Below are 20,493 nucleotides of genomic sequence, written 5' to 3' on the forward strand. Positions count from 1 at the left end.
TGATAGGGCAGTCTTATTTTTTGAAGGATGAGGAATGAGTAAAGATCAGCAACCATCGTCAGATTTATTGGTGATCCGAGATCGCTTGCGTCAATTCGCCGCTGAGCGTCAATGGGAGAAATTTCATACGCCTAAAAATTTAGCCAGTGCATTAAGTGTGGAGGCGGCAGAGTTGCTGGAGCCATTTCAGTGGCTTGAGCAGGGAGCCGTCGATGAACTCGGACCAGAGCAATGGGCGGCAGTGCGCTATGAGATGGCCGATGTGTTGACCTACTTAGTCATGCTGGCTGATAAGCTCGATATCGACTTAATCGCGGCAACAAATGAAAAAATACATCTGAATGCCTTGAAATATCCCGTCAGTAAAGTGATCGGTGATGCCCGAAAATACAATGCTTATCCAGCGCATCCGCAGGATGGCGCAGAGTCATCGTCTCTATTTCCGTAACGCTCTAATCAAGGTTCGGCAACACAATGATCGTGGTTGTCGATCGAACTCAATGACCGCCCTCGTTAGCACTTTATTCACCTTCCATTTAACAAAGCGCATCGCTTGTTAAACAATGAAAAATTTGTTTTAGAGAAATCCTTCTTGTCGCATTGCCGACTATATTCATTTTCTTTTTATAAAAGTCGCTCTTCAGCGATGTATTGCCCGAGTTTCTCGGCGCATTGATCGTGAATCGTTGACCTTCCCTCTGATAGCGCTAGGCGGTAACGTCTCAGCGCTCAGATGTGAATGCCTTTGATTACAAGAAATGCTGAATATCGATAAAAAGTCGATGAAAAACACACAGACTGCCCCAAAGGACAATTCTTTTTGAGGTGAGAACAAGGTATTTTCATCTGGTGATGGTGTTAATTTCTTGAGGCTGCTATGAGACATCTAGGATTTATGGTTATTTTTGTTTTTGGTTGCTTTTCATATTGGAATTCGAGTGCAGAGAGAATTGATCCTCTGTGGGAAAAAGTGATTGCACAAAATAACAAAAACAAAAGTTGGATTCCGAAAAACAACAGAGAAACATTGTTGATTACGCGCGATGATCGAGAAGTAAAACAAATTCTGATCGAAAAAAAGTTTGAACAATGGGCAAACGACCACGCAGTCTATCGTCCAATTGATGCGGCAGCATTGTCTGGTCTAGAGGAATTACCATCCATGCCGATCGATATGGATGTACTGTTTGATTTTCAAGGTGCTGGGGGCTACACCTCCAGAACAAACCTCAGTCACTCTGACGTTCCGGGGATCAATAACAAACAAGTCGTGTTGTTTGAGGTGCACCACTCGCGCTACCGGTTGAAGTTATGGGTTGATGAGGATTCGGGGAAAATCTACCGGCAATCGATCGATATTCTCGTACCGTTCACTTTGGATGGTTCATTGGAGTCGGCTTACCTCGCGCAGGCGGGGATAACAAAACCGATGATCGAACGGGGGAGCATAGAAACGAATTTTGTGGATGATGACGAGGGACGTCCCCTCATACAACAACGTCGGTCGCATTTCATCCTTCCGCGTTCAGCCAAAAAAGAAGAAATGACGATCACCAACGTATTTTCAAATTACGTTACCTTGGATTGAGCAGTCAATTCCGCAGCAATAAAGAACAACCAACACCAAACAACAAAAAACGCCTGCCATGCAAAGTCATGGTCAGGCGTTTTTATTCATCAGTGCAGCGCTCAACGCATCAAGATTTTATTTCTTTGCTGCTGCGCGCGTTGCTGGTTTTGCTGCTTGGGAAATCTGTGTCACTGTGTTGTTGAGATTTGCTTCCAAGACTTCAACAGCTTGCTTTGTATTTTGGCTCAACTGCTCATAGCCAGAGTGCGCGTTATTGATCGCCGTTTTGAAAAAGGAGATCCATTGCTCAGAGCCCGCTGGTGCATTTTTGGAGACTTCGTCAAACAACGCCAATACTTTGCGATTGCTTTCGATGATTTGAGACTCCGCAGCAGTTGTCAATTCCGATTGTGCGCTTGAAGCGATACTGGTGAGGTGACGGCTGTAAGCCAGTAATTTTTCAGCTGTTGGCTGCACATGGGATGTGCTCAGATTGAAAAACTCTTGTGGGTCTTTTGCTGCCAAGAGTTGCTTTGTTGTTGCAGCAGACTCTTCCAGAGTGCTTTTTACTGCATTGACATTGAGTTCAACGAGTTTTTCGACGCTCTCAAACGCTTTGCCGCTCAGTGTAGAAAATAAGGCGAGCTGTGCATCGATATTTGCTTTTGTTGCTACTGAGAACTGTTCTGGAACAGAAAACATTGGGATCTCCTGATAAAAGTAAGCAAACGGGGGGAGTTTAGTTTTGCTACAAATTTAAGCATGGCAATTGCACTTACGATATTGCGTTTGTGCGACGCAATAATTGATATTACATTGATTTATAACCGTAAATCAATCAATTTTTGTGCGTTGCAGATTGGCAAATAATTATCATTTTGATGAAAATAATTTAGCAATTATTTCTGTGGAAGGTCAGGTCGTTGGCGGCTTTGCAGGCGATGCCGTTGTGATACTGAGAAGAATTAAGAGGGGCGCTATGTTAAACTTTGGAGAGCTTTTTCCTCACAGCCATTGTGTAGCAGGCGCGTAACACGTTTCTTCATGAACAACTTTTTGATGGTCTTATGAAAATACAAGCGAAAACCCGTGCGCAGTTTAAGCATTTTCTTCCCATAACGACGCGCTGGATGGATAACGATGCATACGGTCACGTCAACAACGTCGTCTACTACAGCTGGTTTGATACGGTTGTGAATGAATTTCTGATTGGCCATGGCGTCTTGGACAGTGAAAAAAGTCCGGTCATTGGTCTTGTCATTGAAACACAGTGCAATTACTTTGCTTCCGTCGCTTTTCCCGAGCCCATCGTTGCCGGCTTGGCGGTCAGTAAGCTTGGCAATTCAAGTGTGCGTTACGAACTCGGTATTTTTAAAGGCGATGAGCAACGCGCTTCAGCCCAAGGTCATTTTGTCCATGTGTATGTGGATCGTGAAGATCGCCGTCCAGCGACGATTCCCGATCCCATGCGCAATCTCTTAACAACCATTCATGAGTGATAACGATGATTCATTCCCAAGTACAGCAATGTGTCGATGATGTAATTACCGGTCGCCGTTCGATCCGCGCTTTTCTGCCTGATCCTGTTACAGAAGAAGACGTGGAAAAAATACTTGATGTTGCACAGCGCGCACCTTCTGGGAGTAATACGCAGCCGTGGAAGGTCTATGTGCTCATGGGTAATCGGCTCAAGGCCTTGTCTTCAGCGATTTTAGAGGCCCATCAACATCCGTCTGCTGATTCACCGCATACCGAAGAATACAACTACTACCCTGTGTCCTGGGTGAGTCCTTACCTGGAACGTCGCCGTAAAGTGGGTTGGGACCTTTATGCATTATTGGGGCTTGGGCGCGAGAATAAGCAAGGAATGCACGCCCAGCATGGCCGTAATTACTCCTTCTTCGATGCACCTGTTGGTTTAATTTTTACGATCGATCGCGTCATGGAACAGGGCTCTTGGCTCGACTATGGCATGTTTTTGCAAAACATCATGATTGCGGCAAAGGCACGTGGACTTGATACCTGCCCGCAGGCGGCATTTACGCAATACCATAAAATTATTGCCGATCAGTTAGCTCTGCCTGCTAACGAAATGCTGGTTTGCGGCATGGCACTTGGTTATGCCGATCACAGTAAAATCGAAAATACCTTGATTACTGAACGACAACCAATCCAACAGTTTGTGACCTTTCTGAAGTAAGTCACTCCTTGAATACTTTGTGCTAAGTCTTTAATTCTCTTGCGATTTTCTTGAGATTTGCTACACTCCATTTAAATATTTGGCACATTTTATTCGAGGAGTTCTAGATAGTGAAATTTGCCCGTCAAGCATGTTTGTTGTCCATCGCGGTTTGCTTGCCGCTGATGTCTTTTCCGTTGGTGTCGTCTGCAACTGATACTGACACCCCGCCCCAAACGAAGCACGTCACACCCACAAAGCACACTGTTAGTAAAAAGCATACTGTCACCAAAAAGGTCGCCGCTCCGGCGCATGTCGCTGCCGCCAAACCAGTAAAACGGTATGTCATGGTCCATGGTAAACGTCGTTTAGTAACACAAAGCGTCGTAGCGGCGGCGGTCGTTGATAAGCCGAGCGTGGGCGATGCCGAGGGTTTAAATCGCTTCAAAGATCCATTGTCGTTGCAGTCAAATGTTGCCTACGTTGTCGATCAGACGAGCTCCAAAGTGTTGTTTGAGAAAAATCCTGACGTGTCCTTGCCCATTGCGTCGATCACCAAGCTCATGACGAGTCTGGTTGTTGTTGAGGCAAATCAGGACATGAATGAGGAAATCGAAGTCACGAATGACGATATCGATAAAGAAAAGGGAACCGGCTCGCGTTTGAAAATCGGTTCTAAGCTCTCCCGCGCAGACATGTTGCATATCGCGTTGATGAGTTCAGAAAACCGTGCAGCGTCGGCATTGGGCCGCAATTATCCGGGCGGACGTCCTGCTTTTGTTGCAGCGATGAATGCGAAAGCGCAGCAGTTGGGCATGATGGACACGCACTACGTTGATTCGAATGGGCTATCGAGCCAAAATCGTGCCAGTGCAAAAGACCTTGTGAAGTTGGTCAATGCGGCGTACCAGTATCCGATCATTCGCCAGTATTCGACGGATTCACACTATGTCGTCAATCCTGGTGGTGCGCCTTTAGAATATGGCTCTTCCAACAAGCTGGTTTCTAATCCATCATGGGAAATTGGTTTGCAAAAGACGGGTTTCATTAACGAAGCAGGGCGATGTCTCGTCATGCAAGCGATGATCGAAGGCCGCGCCGTTGTGATGGTATTTCTGGATTCAAAAGGAAAATACTCGCGTCTTGCAGACGCTGGTCGGATCAAGAAATGGCTTGAAACAACGAAACCGCAATTGTAATTGTGCGTAGGTTTCCAAATAAAAACCGGATCTCGATCCGGTTTTTTTGTTGGTGCGTTGTTGGTGATTCAATGTTCTGAGGATTCCTCTTCCGGAAAGAGGGTTAGCCATAACGCGCGTGTCGCCGCAGCTTCTTCAGCGATCTTTGTATGGGCAATGCGTGCCCGCTCTTCACCTTGCAAGCGGATACTATGTTGCAGCTTACGGAACCACCGGTAGGCGGTTGCCGTGCGTGCAGCAAGATCTGCATCAATCAATCCTAACTCGCCACACCGTTTTAATAAGGCGATGTTGCCACTATTGGCGGTGAGTTGGGGATATTGGTGGGCATAGCGCAAGACCAGATGTTGCACCATGAATTCAATATCGATCATTCCTCCTGCATCATGTTTCAGATCAAATAGCGTCGTGCGATTGATATGCGCATCATGCATTTTTTTACGCATCGATAAAATCTCATGGGACAAGGTATTCACATCGCGCACTTGTCGTAGAACCTGATCTCGGATCTGCTCGAAACGTTCTCCGATACGACTGTCGCCAGCGCAGTAGCGGGCGCGTGTCAGTGCTTGATGTTCCCAGAGCCAAGCAGATTTTTCTTGGTATTTAGCAAAGGAGTTCACCGATGACACCAACAAGCCGCTTGCGCCATCTGGCCGCAGCGCGATGTCAATATCAAACAAAATGCCTGCAGGCGTATGGCAGGTCATCCAGGTGATAAAGCGCTGTGCGAGTTTGGCGTACAGAGCGGGGGCTTCCTGATCGTCATCATCGTATAAGAAGATAACATCCAGATCCGACGCGTAGCCTAACTCTTTTCCGCCCAGTTTTCCGTAAGCGATCACTGCAAACTGCGGCACTGGACGATGACGATTGGCGATCGTTTCCCATACGGCCTGTACGGTGGCGGCGACAATGTGATCAGCGAGCTGCGAGAGTTCATCAGCAAGATGCTCGACACTCAATTGTCCTTCCAGATCCTGCGCAAGTAGACGGAATTGCATGGCATGATGAAGTTCGCGCAGCACTTCCATTTGTCGTTCGGTGTCACCAGCATGTTGCGCTAGCTGATGTTCAAGGTCGCGTTTAAATGCGGCCCAGTCGGGGCGTTGGTGTAGCGAGGATTCGTCCAGTAACTCATCCAGCAAAATAGGATGCCTGGTCAGAAAGATCGCCGCCCACTCACTAGCACCCATCATTCGGACGATACGCACCAAGGCATGCGGATATTCGGTGAGAAGGGACAAGTAGGCAGAGCGACGTGCAATGGCTTCCATGAAATCAAGCAAGCGATTCCAACACACCAGATGGTCGGTTTCTTGGCTGGCGATGAGCGTTAATGCGCTGTTGACCAAGGCAACTAGTTTTTGTTTGCTTGATTCTGATAGGGCTTGGATTTTGCTGGAATTCCAGGTTGCGGTCAGTCGGCGTGCCGCGCTGATTGGATCGGAGAAGCCGGCTTTACTCAACTGGGTTGCGAGTAAGTCATCATTGTCAGTACTGGCAAGATTGGCAGCCAGTAGATCCTGTTCTGCTTCGTCACTACTATTGGCCTTGTCTTTAAACATGGCATCAAACTGTTCCGCGACAAAGGTGCGGTGCGGGTGTAATTGTGCCAATAGCGCCGGGACATCGGCACATTCCATCATGTGCGCGATTTTTAACTGGTCTTCATGGTGCACGGGGAAGGTATGCGTTTGTGCATCATCCAGATATTGCAATCGATGTTCGAGGTTGCGTAGGAAGGTATAAGACGCGAGTAGTTGCTCAACAATGGATGGCTCGAGTATGCCTTTTTCGGCGAGTGTGGTGAGGGTGTTACGCGTTGACCGGTCTCGTAAACTCGCTTCTCGACCCCCACGTATCAATTGGAATACTTGTGCGAGAAACTCGACCTCGCGAATCCCGCCGCGCCCAAGTTTGACGTTGTTGCTGCGCTCAGGATGTTTCGTTTCTTGCCGCACGACTTCCGCTCTGATTTGTGCATGCATTGAGCGTAACGAGTCGATGGCACCATAATCGAGGTAGCGACGATACACAAAGGGCCGAATTATTTTATCGAGCGCTGCAATATCGTTCGGTGTGCCAGTAATTGCGCGCGCTTTGACCCAAGCATAACGTTCCCACTCCCGCCCCTGAATCAGAAAGTATTCTTCAACCATGCCAAAACTGGCCACTAAGGGACCTGAATTCCCGTTCGGACGTAGTGCCATATCGACTCGAAAGCTAAATCCATCCTCCGTGATTTCAGAGATCGCAGCGATGAGTTTTTTGCCAAGTCGATTAAAAAATTCGTGATTGGATAGGCTTCGTTGTGTGGCATTGGTCGTTTTTGTTTCACCATCTTCGGCATAACAAAAAATCAAATCGATGTCAGATGAGACATTGAGCTCATGTCCTCCGAGCTTTCCCATCCCTAAAACGATCATTTCCTGCGCGGTACCACTCTCATCGCCAATCGGTGTTCCGTACAAAGCCGTGAGTTCTGTATGCAATTCTCGCAAGTGATTTTGGATCACAAAGTCTGCAAATTCGCTGATTGTTGTTATAACTTCGTTTAAATCAGCGTGATGTTCCAGATCCCGTTTAATCAGTGTACAGATCACTAGGTTGCGTAGACGGCGCATTGCTTTGTTGAGTGTGGCGCCGCTTTGAATCTCTTTTTGTAAAATTTGAGCAAAAATGGCTGGGCTCAAGGATAATCTCGAGATCTCATTCAATGTTGCCTCTCGTTCCGGGCTTGCCGCAAGCCAACGTTGTAAAAAACGAGAGGCCTCAAGTGGGGCAGCAGGGCGGGATAAGGTCGTTGTCATGGCGCCATTGGTCACGTTGAAAAGTTTTGTTTTAATTTTAAGTCATCTCACGGTGACTGGTGTTGCATTTCTGAAAGAATCGACGAAAATGTCAGGTGGTTTTTATATACTGCAGAGACGTTTTTATTTGCTGGTTTTAACACGTACATGTCATAGGGGAGTAAGTTGAAAATAAGGGATCGTTCAGTGACTTTGACCATTGTTACTGCAGTCAATAGCTACTGCCCGGAATGACATCAGAGATCGCTCACTCAGCGTCTGAGCCTGATCCGCATGCAAACCCACCCGTTGCTGATGTACGCGGTTGGGGGAAGATGCGACGAATCTTTGCACATACGACTCGTGCTTGCCATAAAAGCATGATGGTGTTTTTGCGTCTGTTGTTCGCTGTCTACGTCCTTTTTTGCTGTGTCGTATTGATTCTCCGTTATGTTGTGCTTCCTCATGTTGCAGACTATAAGCCGGAAATTGAACAAGCCATTGGTAAAGCCGTAGGGCGTCAATTACATATTGCATCGTTGGAGGCGTCTTGGCATGCGCTCAATCCCCGTCTTGCATTAAAAAACGTCGTTTTGCTCGACACGTCGGGGCAGCCTGCATTGACCTTGCCAGAGGTGAACGCAACGCTATCTTGGTTATCAGTTGCTGTCGTTGATCTTCGTTTTGAGTCGATTGAACTGATTCGACCTGATCTTGATATCGTTCGTGATACCGCTGGGAAAGTTTATGTTGCAGGATTTTTGATCGACACAAAAAGTGGAAATCGTGCCGATAGCAAAGGACTTGATTGGTTATTAGCGCAGCGCCAGATTAGTATTCGTGATGGTGCCGTGCGATGGAATGATCACCTTCTTGGTGCACCTGAGCTGGACCTACGTCAGTTGAATTTTGTGCTTCAGAACAGGTGGCGCCATCATCAGTTTGCTTTGCATGCGACACCCCAAGCATCCATCGCTGCACCGCTCGATATCCGAGGCGATTTTCAGCATAAGGCATTTGCAAAAAGATTGACCGATATTGGCGTTTGGAGCGGGGAGCTTTATGCCGATCTTCGCCAAGCGGATTTACATGCACTCAAAGCGTATATCGATTATCCCTTGCAGATCGATAAGGGATTTGGCTCAGTGCGGTCATGGTTGCACTTAGATGCCGGTCGGATCGCCGACTTCACCACCGATCTGCGTGTCGCGGATGTGCAGGGTAAGTTTCCTGATAACGGCTCAGAGCTTGATATGACGGAGATACGCGGTCGCGTATCCTTGACGGAAAAAGTCGATCTAGGAAAAAAATATCTACCTTCTATTTTTGGTAAGGCTGGTCATACTATTTCCGTCAGTGGTTTCTCGATGCTAGCGCGCGATGGTTCTTTGTTGCCCGCTACAACGATCACAGAGAGCTTCACGCCAGGAGAAAAAGGTCAGCCAGAGAGTGTTGAACTTTATGCCAAATACCTTGATTTACAAGTACTTGCTAATTTTGCTTCACATCTTCCTTTGCCACAGGATCAACGAGAGATGCTCGCTGATTTTTCGCCTTCTGGACAGCTAAAGGAGTTCACCGCTACGTGGCAGGGGACTTATCCCAATATCGCTGCGTACAAAGTCAAAGGATTGTTCACTAATCTGTCAATGCTCGCTCAGCCAGCCCAGCTCGGACACCCAAAAACAGCAACGACACCAGCGAAGGCGGCGGTTCCAGCCATCCCAGGATTTAACCATTTATCCGGTAGCCTCGATGCCAGTGACAAAGGGGGGCGTTTTATCCTCGACTCTAGCGACTTGACCTTGAACTTGAGTGGTTATTTTGTTGATCCGTTGATGCCATTTAATCGCTTGCAAATGGACGCGGATTGGCGGTTTGCGCCGGGTGATCAACTCATTTTTCATGTCGCAAAGATGGAAGCGCAGCAAGACAAAATGCACCTGAGTCTTTCTGGTAAGCATATCCTGCCACTGCTCAAGTCATCGACTTCTCAACCGGGCGAGGCAGATATCACTGCGCAAATCACCGGTTTTGACCTCAAAGAACTGGATCGTTACATTCCTGCTGATACGGAGATCAACCTCCGAAACTGGTTAGTGAAGGGCATTCTTTCCGGTACGGCCGACCACGTGACTGCGCGGATTAAAGGTGATCTTGCTTATTTCCCCTTTTCCTCGAACGACACCAAGGCGCGGAGCAAAGGCGAATTCATCGTCAAAGGTAATCTGATTGATGCCAAGCTGGACTTTACAGCGGGCGCGTTGTCCGATTCCGGTAATGCCCCGCTGTGGCCTTTCATTGAAAATATCAAAGGTACTTTCGTTTTCGATCGCAATCGGATGGAAATCGACGGGAAAACGGCGAAAACGCAGGGGGCAGACCTCCGCGACGTCAAGGCCATCATCCCTGATTTATTAAGCCATAATCCGCTACTGACGATCGATGGCAGCGTGAATACGAACCTGCAAACGATGTTGTCTTATGTGGCTGCGAGTCCCGTCGACAATTGGCTGGGACACTTTTTAAAGGACACCAAAGCAACTGCCAATTCTGGATTGCGACTCAAGTTACAGTTGCCGTTGCAGCACAGCATTGACGCCAAAGTATCCGGTACGTTGCAATTCGCAAACAACGATGTGCAACTCCAGCCCGATATCCCATTATTAAAATCGGTCAATGGCAAACTGGAATTCAATGAGCGTGGTGTCAGCATTGATATGCTGAAAGCCAACGCCCTCGGTGGCCCGGTCGTGATCAGTGGTGGCAGTCAGCGTGATAACAGTATTCGAATTCGTCTTGACGGGACAGCAACCGGAACGGGTCTTGTCGATTATTTACCTACTAATGTAAGACCGCATCTGAGTGATAAGCTCACTGGCGCTACTCGCTATTCAGCACTGATTGCGGTTCGTCAGCAGCGACCAGAAATCACCATTGAATCGGCGTTGCAAGGCTTGGCGATGAATTTCCCTGCGCCGCTGAAGAAAACGAGCAATGAGCTACAACCTTTGCGGATTGAATTACTTCCAGTGATTAACAGCGGAGTAGATTCGTCGAAATTCATTCAGGATGATCTGAAAATTCAACTTGGCTCCATGTTACGTGCCCGATATCGGCGACAAAAAAATGTCGATAGTGATAGCGACTGGCGGGTGTTGTCAGGCGGCATTGGCGTCAATGTTCCCGCGCCAGAGCCAGACAAGGGGCTGTCGGCCAATATTGAGACCAAAGTCTTGAATGTGGATGAATGGCGTGCTTTGTTCAACTCGACCGGCGGGACGCCGTCGGCAGGAGGGAATGCTAGTAATACATCGACCTTTGATCTGAGTCCGTATGTGAGTGCCGATACCATCGCGGTGCGCACGGGTGAGTTGCACATCGTTGAAAAGCAGTTAGACAATGTGGTACTTGGCTTGTCTCATCGCAATGCAACGTGGCAGGCAAATATCGATGCCAAACAAATTTCAGGTCATGTGAATTGGAATGAAGGCACGCCTGGCAAAGAGATGGGTAACGTCACTGCACGGTTAAGCCAGCTCACTATTCCGCAGTCGGCGGCCTCAGATGTCAATGATTTATTGACGGGTAAGGCGACAGGAATGCAAATGCCGGGCCTTGATATCGTTGTTGAAAATTTTGAGCTTTTCAATAAGAAAATGGGCTATCTCGAATTGGCTGCCAGTAATCAAATGAATGCTGGCGTCAGCGAATGGATGCTCGGTAAGGTCATATTAAAAAATCCCGATGCCGAGCTCAAAGCGAGCGGGAAATGGACGAGCCGAGAGGGTGTGGGAACGACGCAGCTTGATTATGCGCTGGAGTTGATGAATACCGGTCAACTCTTAGACAGGCTGGGATTCGCCAATGTCATGCGAGGTGGTCGGGGCAAATTAAGCGGTAGCTTGCAATGGCATGGTCTTCCCTACGATATCGATATTCCGAGTTTGGGCGGGAAGATTGAGTTAGATCTTGCCGCTGGGCAGTTTTTGAAAGTCGATCCTGGTGCGGCTAAATTGCTTGGCGTGTTGAGTATGCAGGCGTTGCCGCGCCGTTTGACCTTGGATTTTCGGGATGTGTTTTCGGAAGGATTTGCATTTGACGCGATCACAGGTACAGCCCTGATTGAGCAGGGGACGGCAAAAACTGATAATCTGAAAATGCGTGGCGTCAGCGCGACTGTGTTGCTAGGAGGAACGGCCGATATTGCCCATGAGACGCAGCAAATGCAGGTCGTTGTCATTCCCATCGTGAATGCGGGTGCGGCGTCCGTTGTGTATGGCTTGGCGGTCAATCCGGTGATCGGCGTTGGAACATTTCTTGCACAATTGTTTCTACGCGAACCATTAGCGCGCGCCTTCACATTTGAATATGCCGTCAGTGGTCCGTGGTCAGCACCTTTGGTGACCAAGATTGATCACCAGCAAGCAATTGATGCAGCCAACGCCATGCGTCAGGGACAAACAAAGAAAGGTGAATAATGAAAGTCGCAGCAATTCAAATGGTTTCTACCCCCGATGTCCACGAAAATATGGCGACGGCTAAGCGTCTGCTTCAGGCCGCTGCACAGCAAGGGGCGCAACTCTTATTGCTTCCAGAATATTGGCCTTTAATGGGGATGAACGAAACAGATAAGCTTGCGATTGCAGAACAACCCGGTCATGGTCAGTTGCAATCATTTTTGTCTGACATGGCACAAACCCTGGGCGTGACCATAATTGGCGGCAGTATTCCATTGATTTCTGATGTCGAGGGGAAGGTACTCAACACGACCCTCGTGTATCAGGCGGATGGAAAGACCAGTGGGCGCTACGATAAAATGCATCTGTTTGGTTTTCGGAAGGGCGATGAGTCGTACGAAGAGTCTCGAACGATCAGCGCAGGAGATCAGGTCGTGGTGGTTGAGACAGCCGCGGGGCGCGTCGGGTTGGCAATTTGCTATGACTTGAGGTTTCCAGAACTGTTTCGCGCGATGGGGCAATGCAATCTCATTGTCGTCCCCTCTGCTTTCACGTACACCACTGGAGAGGCACATTGGGAGATTCTGCTTCGTGCACGGGCCATCGAAAACCATTGCTATATCCTCGCGTCTGCACAAGGCGGAAAACATGTCAACGGACGTCGTACCTGGGGACATAGTATGCTGATTGATCCTTGGGGCAAGGTGATTGATGAGGTTGCCGAAGGGGAGGGTGTGGTCTGTGGTGATATCGATTTACAATTCATCGAGAATGTCAGAACGAGTCTGCCAGCATTGCAACATCGTAAATTAACCTCATCCCTTGGTTGAAACGTCTCATGCACTGAGGCGATTCAAGACTTCTCTTGACTAGTGCTTCATTGTCACTCCGACGAGTGTTGTAAAAATAATACTAAGCGGCGCGTCGGATGGCGACTTGTTTTTGGCTCCGTTTTCTTACTCCTCGGGGATGAAATCAAGTGCAAATCGTTTTTTGCCTGGGTTGTCTTTTTGTTCGATGAATGTGGATGATCAAGTGATCATGATGCAGTAAGTCGCTATACAAGGTAGACTGGCTCTGATGAGCTTCATTTTTATATAATGCGTTAAATATTTTTAGTATTGGTTAGTGTCTATGATTCTCTATGATCCCTCTCTGAGCCACCTGGCGATTGCCCGTGATGTCTTGTTGACGCCTTTTGGTTTGGATGAGCATCATTTGTCGAAAGTGCTGGGCTCGATGTTCACGCACAAGGTCGATTATGCCGATTTGTATTTTCAATTCACCCGCAGCGAGGGCTGGAGTTTAGAAGAAGGTATCGTTAAAACCGGTAGTTTTTCGATTGATCAGGGTGTCGGTGTACGCGCCATTTCTGGCGATAAAACAGCGTTTGCCTATTCAGATGAGATTTCTGAAAAGGCCTTGTTTGATGCCGCGAAAGCGACCCGTACTATTGCAACGCAAGGCAAAGGCAAGATCAAAGTTGCCTCTGCTTTTCAACCGAGCAATGGTCGCAACCTCTATTTACGGGATGACCCCCTGCATTCGCTCGATGCCAATCAAAAAGTGTTATTGCTGGAACGGATTGAGAAAATTGCACGTGCCAAAGATCCGCGAATCGTTCAGGTGATGGCTGGTCTGGCAGGCGAATATGACGTCGTATTGGTTGCTCGTAGTGATGGCTTGATTGCAGCGGACATCCGTCCTTTAGTGCGCATTTCCGTTACTGTCATCGCTGAACAAAATGGTCGCCGCGAAACCGGTTCGAGTGGCGGTGGCGGTCGGTATGATTATGCCTATTTCACTGATGCGTTGCTTGAGCAATATGCCGATGAGGCGGTCAAGTCTGCCCTAGTGAATCTGGATGCGCGACCAGCCCCTGCGGGTCCTATGACGGTGGTACTTGGCCCTGGTTGGCCGGGCGTGCTGCTGCATGAAGCGATTGGACATGGACTCGAAGGAGATTTTAATCGCAAAGGCTCCAGTACTTTTTCTGGTCGTATCGGCGAGCGTGTGGCAGCGAAAGGCGTCACTGTGGTCGATGATGGCACGATGCAGAACCGTCGCGGATCACTGAATATCGATGATGAAGGCAATTCAACGCAATGCAGCACCTTAATCGAGGACGGTATTCTCAAGGGCTACATGCAAGATACGATGAATGCGCGACTGATGAAAATGAACGTCACAGGGAATGCCCGACGTGAATCTTTCGCACATTTGCCAATGCCTCGGATGACCAATACTTACATGCTCGCTGGAGATAAAGATCCTGAAGAAATTTTGGCATCGGTTAAAAACGGACTCTACGCCGTCAATTTTGGTGGTGGACAAGTGGACATCACTAACGGTAAATTTGTGTTTTCGGCAAGTGAAGCGTATATGATCGAGAATGGCAAAATCAGTTACCCCGTCAAAGGCGCGACGCTCATCGGCAACGGACCCGAAGTGCTCAATCACGTCTCGATGATCGGTAATGATTTAAGACTCGATTCTGGTATTGGTGTCTGCGGCAAAGAGGGCCAGAGTTTGCCGGTAGGTGTTGGTCAACCAAGTTTGCGCATCGAGGGGCTGACTGTTGGCGGTACTGCTTGAGAGCGGGCTTGATCCCTACCGCTGAGGAAATGCTACTGCACGTGTCTGCATCTGGTTGACGGAAAAATTTGTCACGCTTCTTGATGTGCCTCAGTATCGAAACGAAGGATACGTGCATTATTGTTATTCATTTTGATTTTGGAAATCTCCCATGTTTGTAATCGCCGTTGTTTCCGCTAAAGGTGGTGTAGGCAAAACTACGATATCGGCAAATCTAGCTGCCGCGATTGCGTTGACAGGGCGTCCTGTGCTGGTTGTTGACCTTGATCCTCAAAATGCCATGCAGTGGCATTTAGGCGGATTGAATCAGAATGACTGCAAAGGGATTAGTGCATTAAGCACTCAACGGATGGGTTTGGCTGAGGTATCACACCTTAGCCCCTACGGCGTTAGCTTTACACCCTACGGAAATGGCGGCGAGTCAAATCGTATCCGGTTTGAGGCAGTGTTGGAGGAGCAAGAAGGCTGGTTGTTGCAGGTGTTGAAAAGTGCGCAGTTGAGGCACGATACCGTTGTTATTTTAGATACGCCTCCGGGGCCTTCCGTTTATCTCAAACAAGCAGTCAATGCGGCACAGCTATTGCTCGTCGTGATGCTCGCGGACGCTGCCTCGTACGCAACGCTGCCCGAAATTGAGACATTAATTGCCTCATATGGTCGAGACGCACATAAGCGGATGGACTCTGCTTTTATTATTAATCAAGGCACCAATCATCAACTGGCAAAGGATGTGACTACCTTGTTTGCCGAACGACTTGGCACGCGTATGGTTCCTTTCGTTGTACCGGAAAACCCCGCCGTTGAGGAAGCACTTGCTTGCGAGAGACCTCTGTTGTCCTATCAACCCGAAAATCCTGCCGCTACATCGCTGCGCGCGGTCGCAAATTGGCTTTTGCCTCGCATCGGAACGTGATTCTCCAACGCTTACTCTCTGTCCGAACACCTGATGACACGATCATTCTGTTAAGCAATTGAAAATTATCGTCACATTATTTATCTTTTTAGAGCATTTGTTGAATTTTTTGCTTATGCTGACGTTAACAAAAAAACGTTGCTCGCTGACTGTATTCAGCTATCTACGAGGGGATATGGCGAGAGTAATGCAGTCTCGGTTGTCAGCAAATTCGTGTCATTTTTGCTTCTTTTTTTGACCAGAGTCGATTGCCTTGTAGGTTGCCACAAAGACGAAAATGATTTATTAATTTGGTAATTAAATAGTCATTTAGTTGACAATCGATGTTTAAATGCACATGTTAGTAAGAAAATGATCGAATGATGATTTTCTTTACCGTATTAAACCGTCAAACTACGGGATGAGCGCTCATGCTGCGCATGACTGAGATGTATTTCGAAAAATAAAGAATTTGTTTCTCAAAAGTATGATCTTAGTACGAAATTTACTTTAAAAATGCACGTGAGCACTATTTTTATTACAAACTGTTACTTTTTATAAATGATTAACATTTCTTCAATGAGGGTAGGTATACTTTCAATAAGTTGGAATGATAGAGTGACAACTAAATTAGTTTTGTTCATCAGTATGTTTTTCACCACAGAATTGATACAGGGAATCGCGCAACCATGTCGATAAAAAATGTCAGTTATTACGAAGCTCAGCAATGCTCGCTCCAATGGAAAGCATTCCTGAGAGCATTTTCGACTGAATTTGCATCCAAAGGCGACGTCAAAGATCTTCGGGCCTTTATGCACCAGATGGGTAGAACGATGGCGGCTAGCTTTTCGATCGGTGACGGCAGCAGTCTCATCGCATTAGAAGACGGCATGAACCGCGTGTGGTCTGAATTGAACTGGGGCTGGGTTGAAATTGGTGAAGAAGTCGATTGTTTGTTAGTCGTGCATCATGCGTCTCCGTTAAAGGTCGCTTTTGGTGAAGACGCGCTGACATGGTCACCTGCGCTTCTAGAAGGAATTTATTCTCAGTGGTTTGAAGGGTTGGGCATGGATAAAACATTGCGCTTAACCCAACGTGGCACCGCTCTCGAGGATGGGCAGTTATTTGTTTATGAGTTGAAAAAGCAAGTTGAAGAACCGTCTTATTTCACACGTCGCTAATCGGTATCTACGACGTAATGAGAAATTGAAAAGAACTGGTGACAATGATGGATGATGACGTAAAGAACCTTTTTCAAAAATTTGGACAGTCAACAAGTGCTTATCGCGAGGTGAATCGTGATCTCGACAGCGAGCAAGCGAAACAGCGTTGGCCGTTACTACGTGATATCAGGGTCTCTGAAGTGCCTGCTCATTTCAGTCATGACGCCGATCCACAATCAATTGCGCCCGCCGCCACCCCTGAGGCAGGAATGGCTACGCCAAAAGCAGCGTCTCCATTCTTAAAACACCAACCACCAGTGCCGGCGGCAAGCGAGGCAAGGGTGCCAGCGGCACCAGGCCCATTTGCTGCAAACTTGTCCACGACCGTTGGGTGGGAGAAACCAGATCAGCAGCTTTATCCGGCTGTCGCGCAATCTGCAGAGAACCGGGTAACGTCACCGCTCTTTACGGACGTATCTCGCACTGATGTGAGTGGAATAACGCCAGGAGCATTTGCTGCCCAGCCAGTGTCGCCAACACCTCAGCAGCCAATGAACTTGACTGAGCCATCGTCGGTAGTAGCACCCCAGGGTGTTCCTGCATCGACGAAGTCGAAGTCTGTCACGGATGTCTTTCAGCGATTGGTTGATCAAAAGAAACCACAGGCGGCGAGTGAGTCGCCAGTTAACTCGTTTTTCAAGAAAATTTTTAGGTCATGAGGGTTGTCGCAGTAATTTCTCCCAAAGGAGGGGTGGGTAAAACGACTGTGACTGCGAACCTTGCTGTTTCTTTACAGCGGCTTGGTGGCAAAGTGACTGTTGTTGATCTCGATCCTCAAAATGCACTTCGCTTGCATTTCGGGATGGCGCACGACGATCCCCTTGGGATAGCGTCAGAGAACCTGCCAAACAACCAATGGCAATATGCATTAATGGAGAGCCGTTACGGCGTTGATTTTTTACCCTATGGGATTGTCAACGAGCGTCAACGAGATCGGTTCGAGCAGGCGATCAAAGCGAACCCAGACTGGCTGTTGATGCACTTGAATTCTCTTGGTCTCGGTGAGACGGACGTGGTGCTTATTGATACGCCACCAGGACCAGGGATCTATTTACAGCAAGTATTACGGATTGCCAATATCGGTATCGTTATCCTCAAGCCTGATGCTGCCTCGTATTCGACTGTGCCGGCGATTGAATCTTTAATTGCACATTACACCAAAGATCGTCGGGATTTTCTGGGACATTGTTACGTGTTAAATCAGATGGATGCCTCGAAACAGTTAAATCGTGATGTGTTCGGGATGTTGCGTGCACAACTAGGATCACGATTTGTGCCATCCGCGATACACCGTGACGAAGCGGTCAGTGAGGCGCTCGCATGTCAATCACCTGTTTCTTATTATGCGCAATACAGCTCGGCGACACACGACGTTCAGTATTTGTCAAACTGGATACAACAAAACTTTGGACTGGTTGACTAATGCGTTCAATATTAAATTCTCGCTATGTGTACGGTCGGCTCAACGAGCTAGGACTGTCGTTAGTCAACTGGCCAGGTTGGGAGCTTAAGCTTCCAAGAACAATAGCCACGATTGTTGCGGGATTACTCTATTGGACCGCGATTAGCGTACCGATGGATTTGCCTTTACAGACATTCTTTTCTGTGGCGATCTTTTCTACCGCATTATTTATTCGTCGTTATACCGGCACGCTCGTCTCCTTAATTATGGTGATGTTCTCGGTATGTGCGACGAGTCGTTATATTTATTGGCGTATTAATTACACGATCGATACAACGAACATCTTTGATTTGTTTTTTGCGCTTGTGTTGGTTGGTGCCGAAATCTACGCGTGGCTGGTCTTGTTGCTCGGATATTTGCAAACGGCATGGCCACTCAAACGTAAGCCAGTCATGATGCCTGCCGATACATCAACATGGCCGACGATTGATTTATTTATTCCAACGTACAACGAAGATTTGAGCGTTGTGAAGCCGACTGTGATGGCAGCGATGGGGATCGATTGGCCGCGTGATAAATTAAATATCGTCATTCTCGATGACGGTAGGCGTCCTGAATTTGCTGAATTTGCTCGAGAAATCGGTGTTCAGTGCTTTACACGTAGCGATAACCGCCACGCCAAAGCCGGTAACATTAATGCGGCACTCAAACGGACGAATGGTGAATTCGTTGCGATTTTTGATTGCGATCACATGCCAACACGATCATTTTTGCAATACACCATGGGCTGGTTTTTGGTGGATCCGAAACTGGCAATGATTCAGACGCCCCACCATTTTTTGTCGCCTGATCCATTTGAGCGTAACTTGCAAACATTCCGCAATGTACCCAATGAGGGTGAACTCTTTTACGGGTTGATCCAAGATGGGAATGATCTTTGGAATGCAACGTTTTTCTGCGGCTCATGCGCAATTTTGCGTCGCACTTGTCTTGATGAAATTGAAGGTATTGCGGTCGAGACGGTCACAGAAGATGCACATACCGCACTAAAGATGCAACGTTTGGGGTATAACACGGCCTATCTCTCTTTGCCTCAGGCGGCGGGATTGGCAACGGAAAGTTTGTCGGCACACGTTGGGCAACGTATCCGATGGGCGCGTGGGATGGCGCAGATTTTTCGGGTCGATAATCCCTTATTGGGCAAGGGGCTGAGTTTTGGTCAGCGCCTTTGCTACAGTAATGCGATGCTGCATTTCTTTTATGGCTTGCCGCGTATGGTCTTTTTGCTGGCGCCAATTTCGTACTTATTTTTTGAAGTACATATTATCAAGGCATCTGCTTTATCGATCGCGGCCTATTCCTTACCGCATTTATTACATGCCAACTTAACCAACTCTCGAATTCAAGGTGCACATCGGCATTCTTTTTGGGCTGAAGTGTATGAAGCCACACTTGCTTGGTACATTTTCCGTCCTACGCTCGTCGCATTAGTGAACCCGAAAGCGGGTACCTTTAACGTGACGGCCAAAGGTGGTCTTGTTCAGGAAGAGCATTTTGACTGGGTGATTTCTAAACCCTATCTGGTGATGCTGGCACTCAATGTATTGGGATTTTTGATCGGCATCGGGCGAGCGATTTGGTGGAATACGTTTGAGCTTGATACGGTGATCCTGAACATGCTGTGGACGATTTATAACCTGGTTATTTTGGGCGCGACTTTGGCAGTGGCGACTGAAGCGAAGCAAGTTCGCCGTACACATCGTGTGAGAGCAATATTAAACGCGACATTACGCTTACCTAATGGCCATTCGATTGTTTGTCAGACGGAAGATTTTTCAATGGGTGGAATGTCGTTGAAAGTGCCTGACGGATTTTCGATGCAAAAAGGCGAAGAACTCATGGTGTCGTTGTACGGTACAAACGGTGAGTGTTTATTTCCATCGAGAGTCATTTTCTCGAAAAAGAGCGTATTAAGCGTACAGTTTTTAGCATTAAATCTCCAGCAAGAAAAAGAGTTAATTAGTTGTACCGTGGGACGCGCCGACGTTTGGCTGAACTGGTCTGATAGTCGGGATATTGATCATCCTTTAAATGGTTTGAAAGAAATTGCTTCTCATAGCCTCCAGGGTTTCGTCAGGTTTGGTGATGGCCTAAGGCAACAATGGGAGAAGAGGTCGTAGC

16 protein-coding genes are annotated in these 20,493 nt (G+C 47.8%); 14 read left to right on the forward strand and 2 right to left on the reverse strand.

The window, feature by feature from the left end:
• The first annotated feature begins 34 nt into the window (after positions 1-34).
• Both ACO0K2_RS03145 and ACO0K2_RS03150 read left to right on the forward strand, forming a co-directional pair.
• Positions 35-448 carry a nucleotide pyrophosphohydrolase gene (locus ACO0K2_RS03145; RefSeq protein ID WP_423015639.1) on the forward strand — a complete coding sequence of 138 codons (414 nt, stop codon included), beginning with the start codon at positions 35-37 and terminating at the stop codon, positions 446-448.
• 429 nt (positions 449-877) lie between these two features.
• Entirely contained in the window at positions 878-1,588 is a 711-nt protein-coding gene (locus ACO0K2_RS03150) for a hypothetical protein (RefSeq protein WP_423015641.1), read from the forward strand.
• Between the two features lie 117 nt (positions 1,589-1,705).
• Here the strand turns inward: ACO0K2_RS03150 and ACO0K2_RS03155 are convergent, their stop codons facing one another.
• On the reverse strand, positions 1,706-2,272 hold the full coding sequence (locus ACO0K2_RS03155; RefSeq protein ID WP_423015643.1) for a phasin family protein: 567 nt from the start codon (positions 2,270-2,272) through the stop codon (positions 1,706-1,708).
• 157 nt (positions 2,273-2,429) lie between these two features.
• Here ACO0K2_RS03155 and ACO0K2_RS03160 point away from each other — a divergent pair, with 157 nt between their 5' ends.
• The 4 genes from ACO0K2_RS03160 (at position 2,430) to pbpG (ending at position 4,948) form a co-directional block, all read left to right on the forward strand.
• Positions 2,430-2,603 (forward strand): hypothetical protein, encoded by a 174-nt coding sequence (locus tag ACO0K2_RS03160; RefSeq protein ID WP_423015645.1) that lies wholly within the window; start codon positions 2,430-2,432, stop codon positions 2,601-2,603.
• Positions 2,604-2,637: 34 nt separating this feature from the next.
• Positions 2,638-3,069: an acyl-CoA thioesterase gene (locus ACO0K2_RS03165; protein ID WP_423015647.1), complete on the forward strand. Its 432-nt coding sequence runs from the start codon at positions 2,638-2,640 to the stop codon at positions 3,067-3,069.
• 5 nt (positions 3,070-3,074) lie between these two features.
• Entirely contained in the window at positions 3,075-3,770 is a 696-nt protein-coding gene (locus tag ACO0K2_RS03170) for a nitroreductase (protein WP_423015649.1), read from the forward strand.
• Positions 3,771-3,880: 110 nt separating this feature from the next.
• Entirely contained in the window at positions 3,881-4,948 is a 1,068-nt protein-coding gene (gene pbpG / locus ACO0K2_RS03175) for a D-alanyl-D-alanine endopeptidase (RefSeq protein WP_423015651.1), read from the forward strand.
• 68 nt (positions 4,949-5,016) lie between these two features.
• Here pbpG and glnE read toward each other — a convergent pair whose 3' ends face one another.
• Positions 5,017-7,761: a bifunctional [glutamate--ammonia ligase]-adenylyl-L-tyrosine phosphorylase/[glutamate--ammonia-ligase] adenylyltransferase gene (glnE, locus tag ACO0K2_RS03180; RefSeq protein ID WP_423015653.1), complete on the reverse strand. Its 2,745-nt coding sequence runs from the start codon at positions 7,759-7,761 to the stop codon at positions 5,017-5,019.
• Between the two features lie 230 nt (positions 7,762-7,991).
• Here glnE and ACO0K2_RS03185 point away from each other — a divergent pair, with 230 nt between their 5' ends.
• From ACO0K2_RS03185 to bcsA, 8 genes are all read left to right on the forward strand, one after another.
• On the forward strand, positions 7,992-12,221 hold the full coding sequence (locus tag ACO0K2_RS03185) for a YhdP family protein (protein WP_423015655.1): 4,230 nt from the start codon (positions 7,992-7,994) through the stop codon (positions 12,219-12,221).
• A complete protein-coding gene (locus ACO0K2_RS03190) occupies positions 12,221-13,030 on the forward strand; it encodes a carbon-nitrogen hydrolase family protein (RefSeq protein ID WP_423015657.1) in 810 nt (269 codons plus the stop codon). Before ACO0K2_RS03185 ends, ACO0K2_RS03190 begins: the two co-directional genes overlap by 1 nt.
• Before the next feature lie 304 nt (positions 13,031-13,334).
• The gene (gene tldD, locus ACO0K2_RS03195; protein WP_423015659.1) at positions 13,335-14,795 is read left to right on the forward strand and encodes a metalloprotease TldD; all 1,461 of its coding nucleotides are present in this window, start codon (positions 13,335-13,337) and stop codon (positions 14,793-14,795) included.
• 151 nt (positions 14,796-14,946) lie between these two features.
• Complete coding sequence (bcsQ, locus tag ACO0K2_RS03200; RefSeq protein WP_423015661.1) at positions 14,947-15,708, forward strand: cellulose biosynthesis protein BcsQ; 762 nt, start codon at positions 14,947-14,949, stop codon at positions 15,706-15,708.
• Positions 15,709-16,376: 668 nt separating this feature from the next.
• Complete coding sequence (bcsD, locus tag ACO0K2_RS03205) at positions 16,377-16,868, forward strand: cellulose biosynthesis protein BcsD (RefSeq protein WP_423015663.1); 492 nt, start codon at positions 16,377-16,379, stop codon at positions 16,866-16,868.
• A gap of 47 nt (positions 16,869-16,915) precedes the next feature.
• On the forward strand, positions 16,916-17,569 hold the full coding sequence (gene bcsP, locus ACO0K2_RS03210; RefSeq protein ID WP_423015665.1) for a cellulose biosynthesis protein BcsP: 654 nt from the start codon (positions 16,916-16,918) through the stop codon (positions 17,567-17,569).
• The gene (gene bcsQ / locus ACO0K2_RS03215; RefSeq protein ID WP_423015667.1) at positions 17,566-18,333 is read left to right on the forward strand and encodes a cellulose biosynthesis protein BcsQ; all 768 of its coding nucleotides are present in this window, start codon (positions 17,566-17,568) and stop codon (positions 18,331-18,333) included. The genes bcsP and bcsQ (ACO0K2_RS03215) overlap by 4 nt, the downstream gene beginning before the upstream one ends.
• The gene (gene bcsA / locus ACO0K2_RS03220) at positions 18,333-20,492 is read left to right on the forward strand and encodes a UDP-forming cellulose synthase catalytic subunit (RefSeq protein ID WP_423015669.1); all 2,160 of its coding nucleotides are present in this window, start codon (positions 18,333-18,335) and stop codon (positions 20,490-20,492) included. The genes bcsQ (ACO0K2_RS03215) and bcsA overlap by 1 nt, the downstream gene beginning before the upstream one ends.
• Position 20,493: the final 1 nt, after the last annotated feature.

The organism is Undibacterium sp. MH2W (genome assembly GCF_049340215.1).
Lineage (GTDB): Bacteria > Pseudomonadota > Gammaproteobacteria > Burkholderiales > Burkholderiaceae_D > Undibacterium.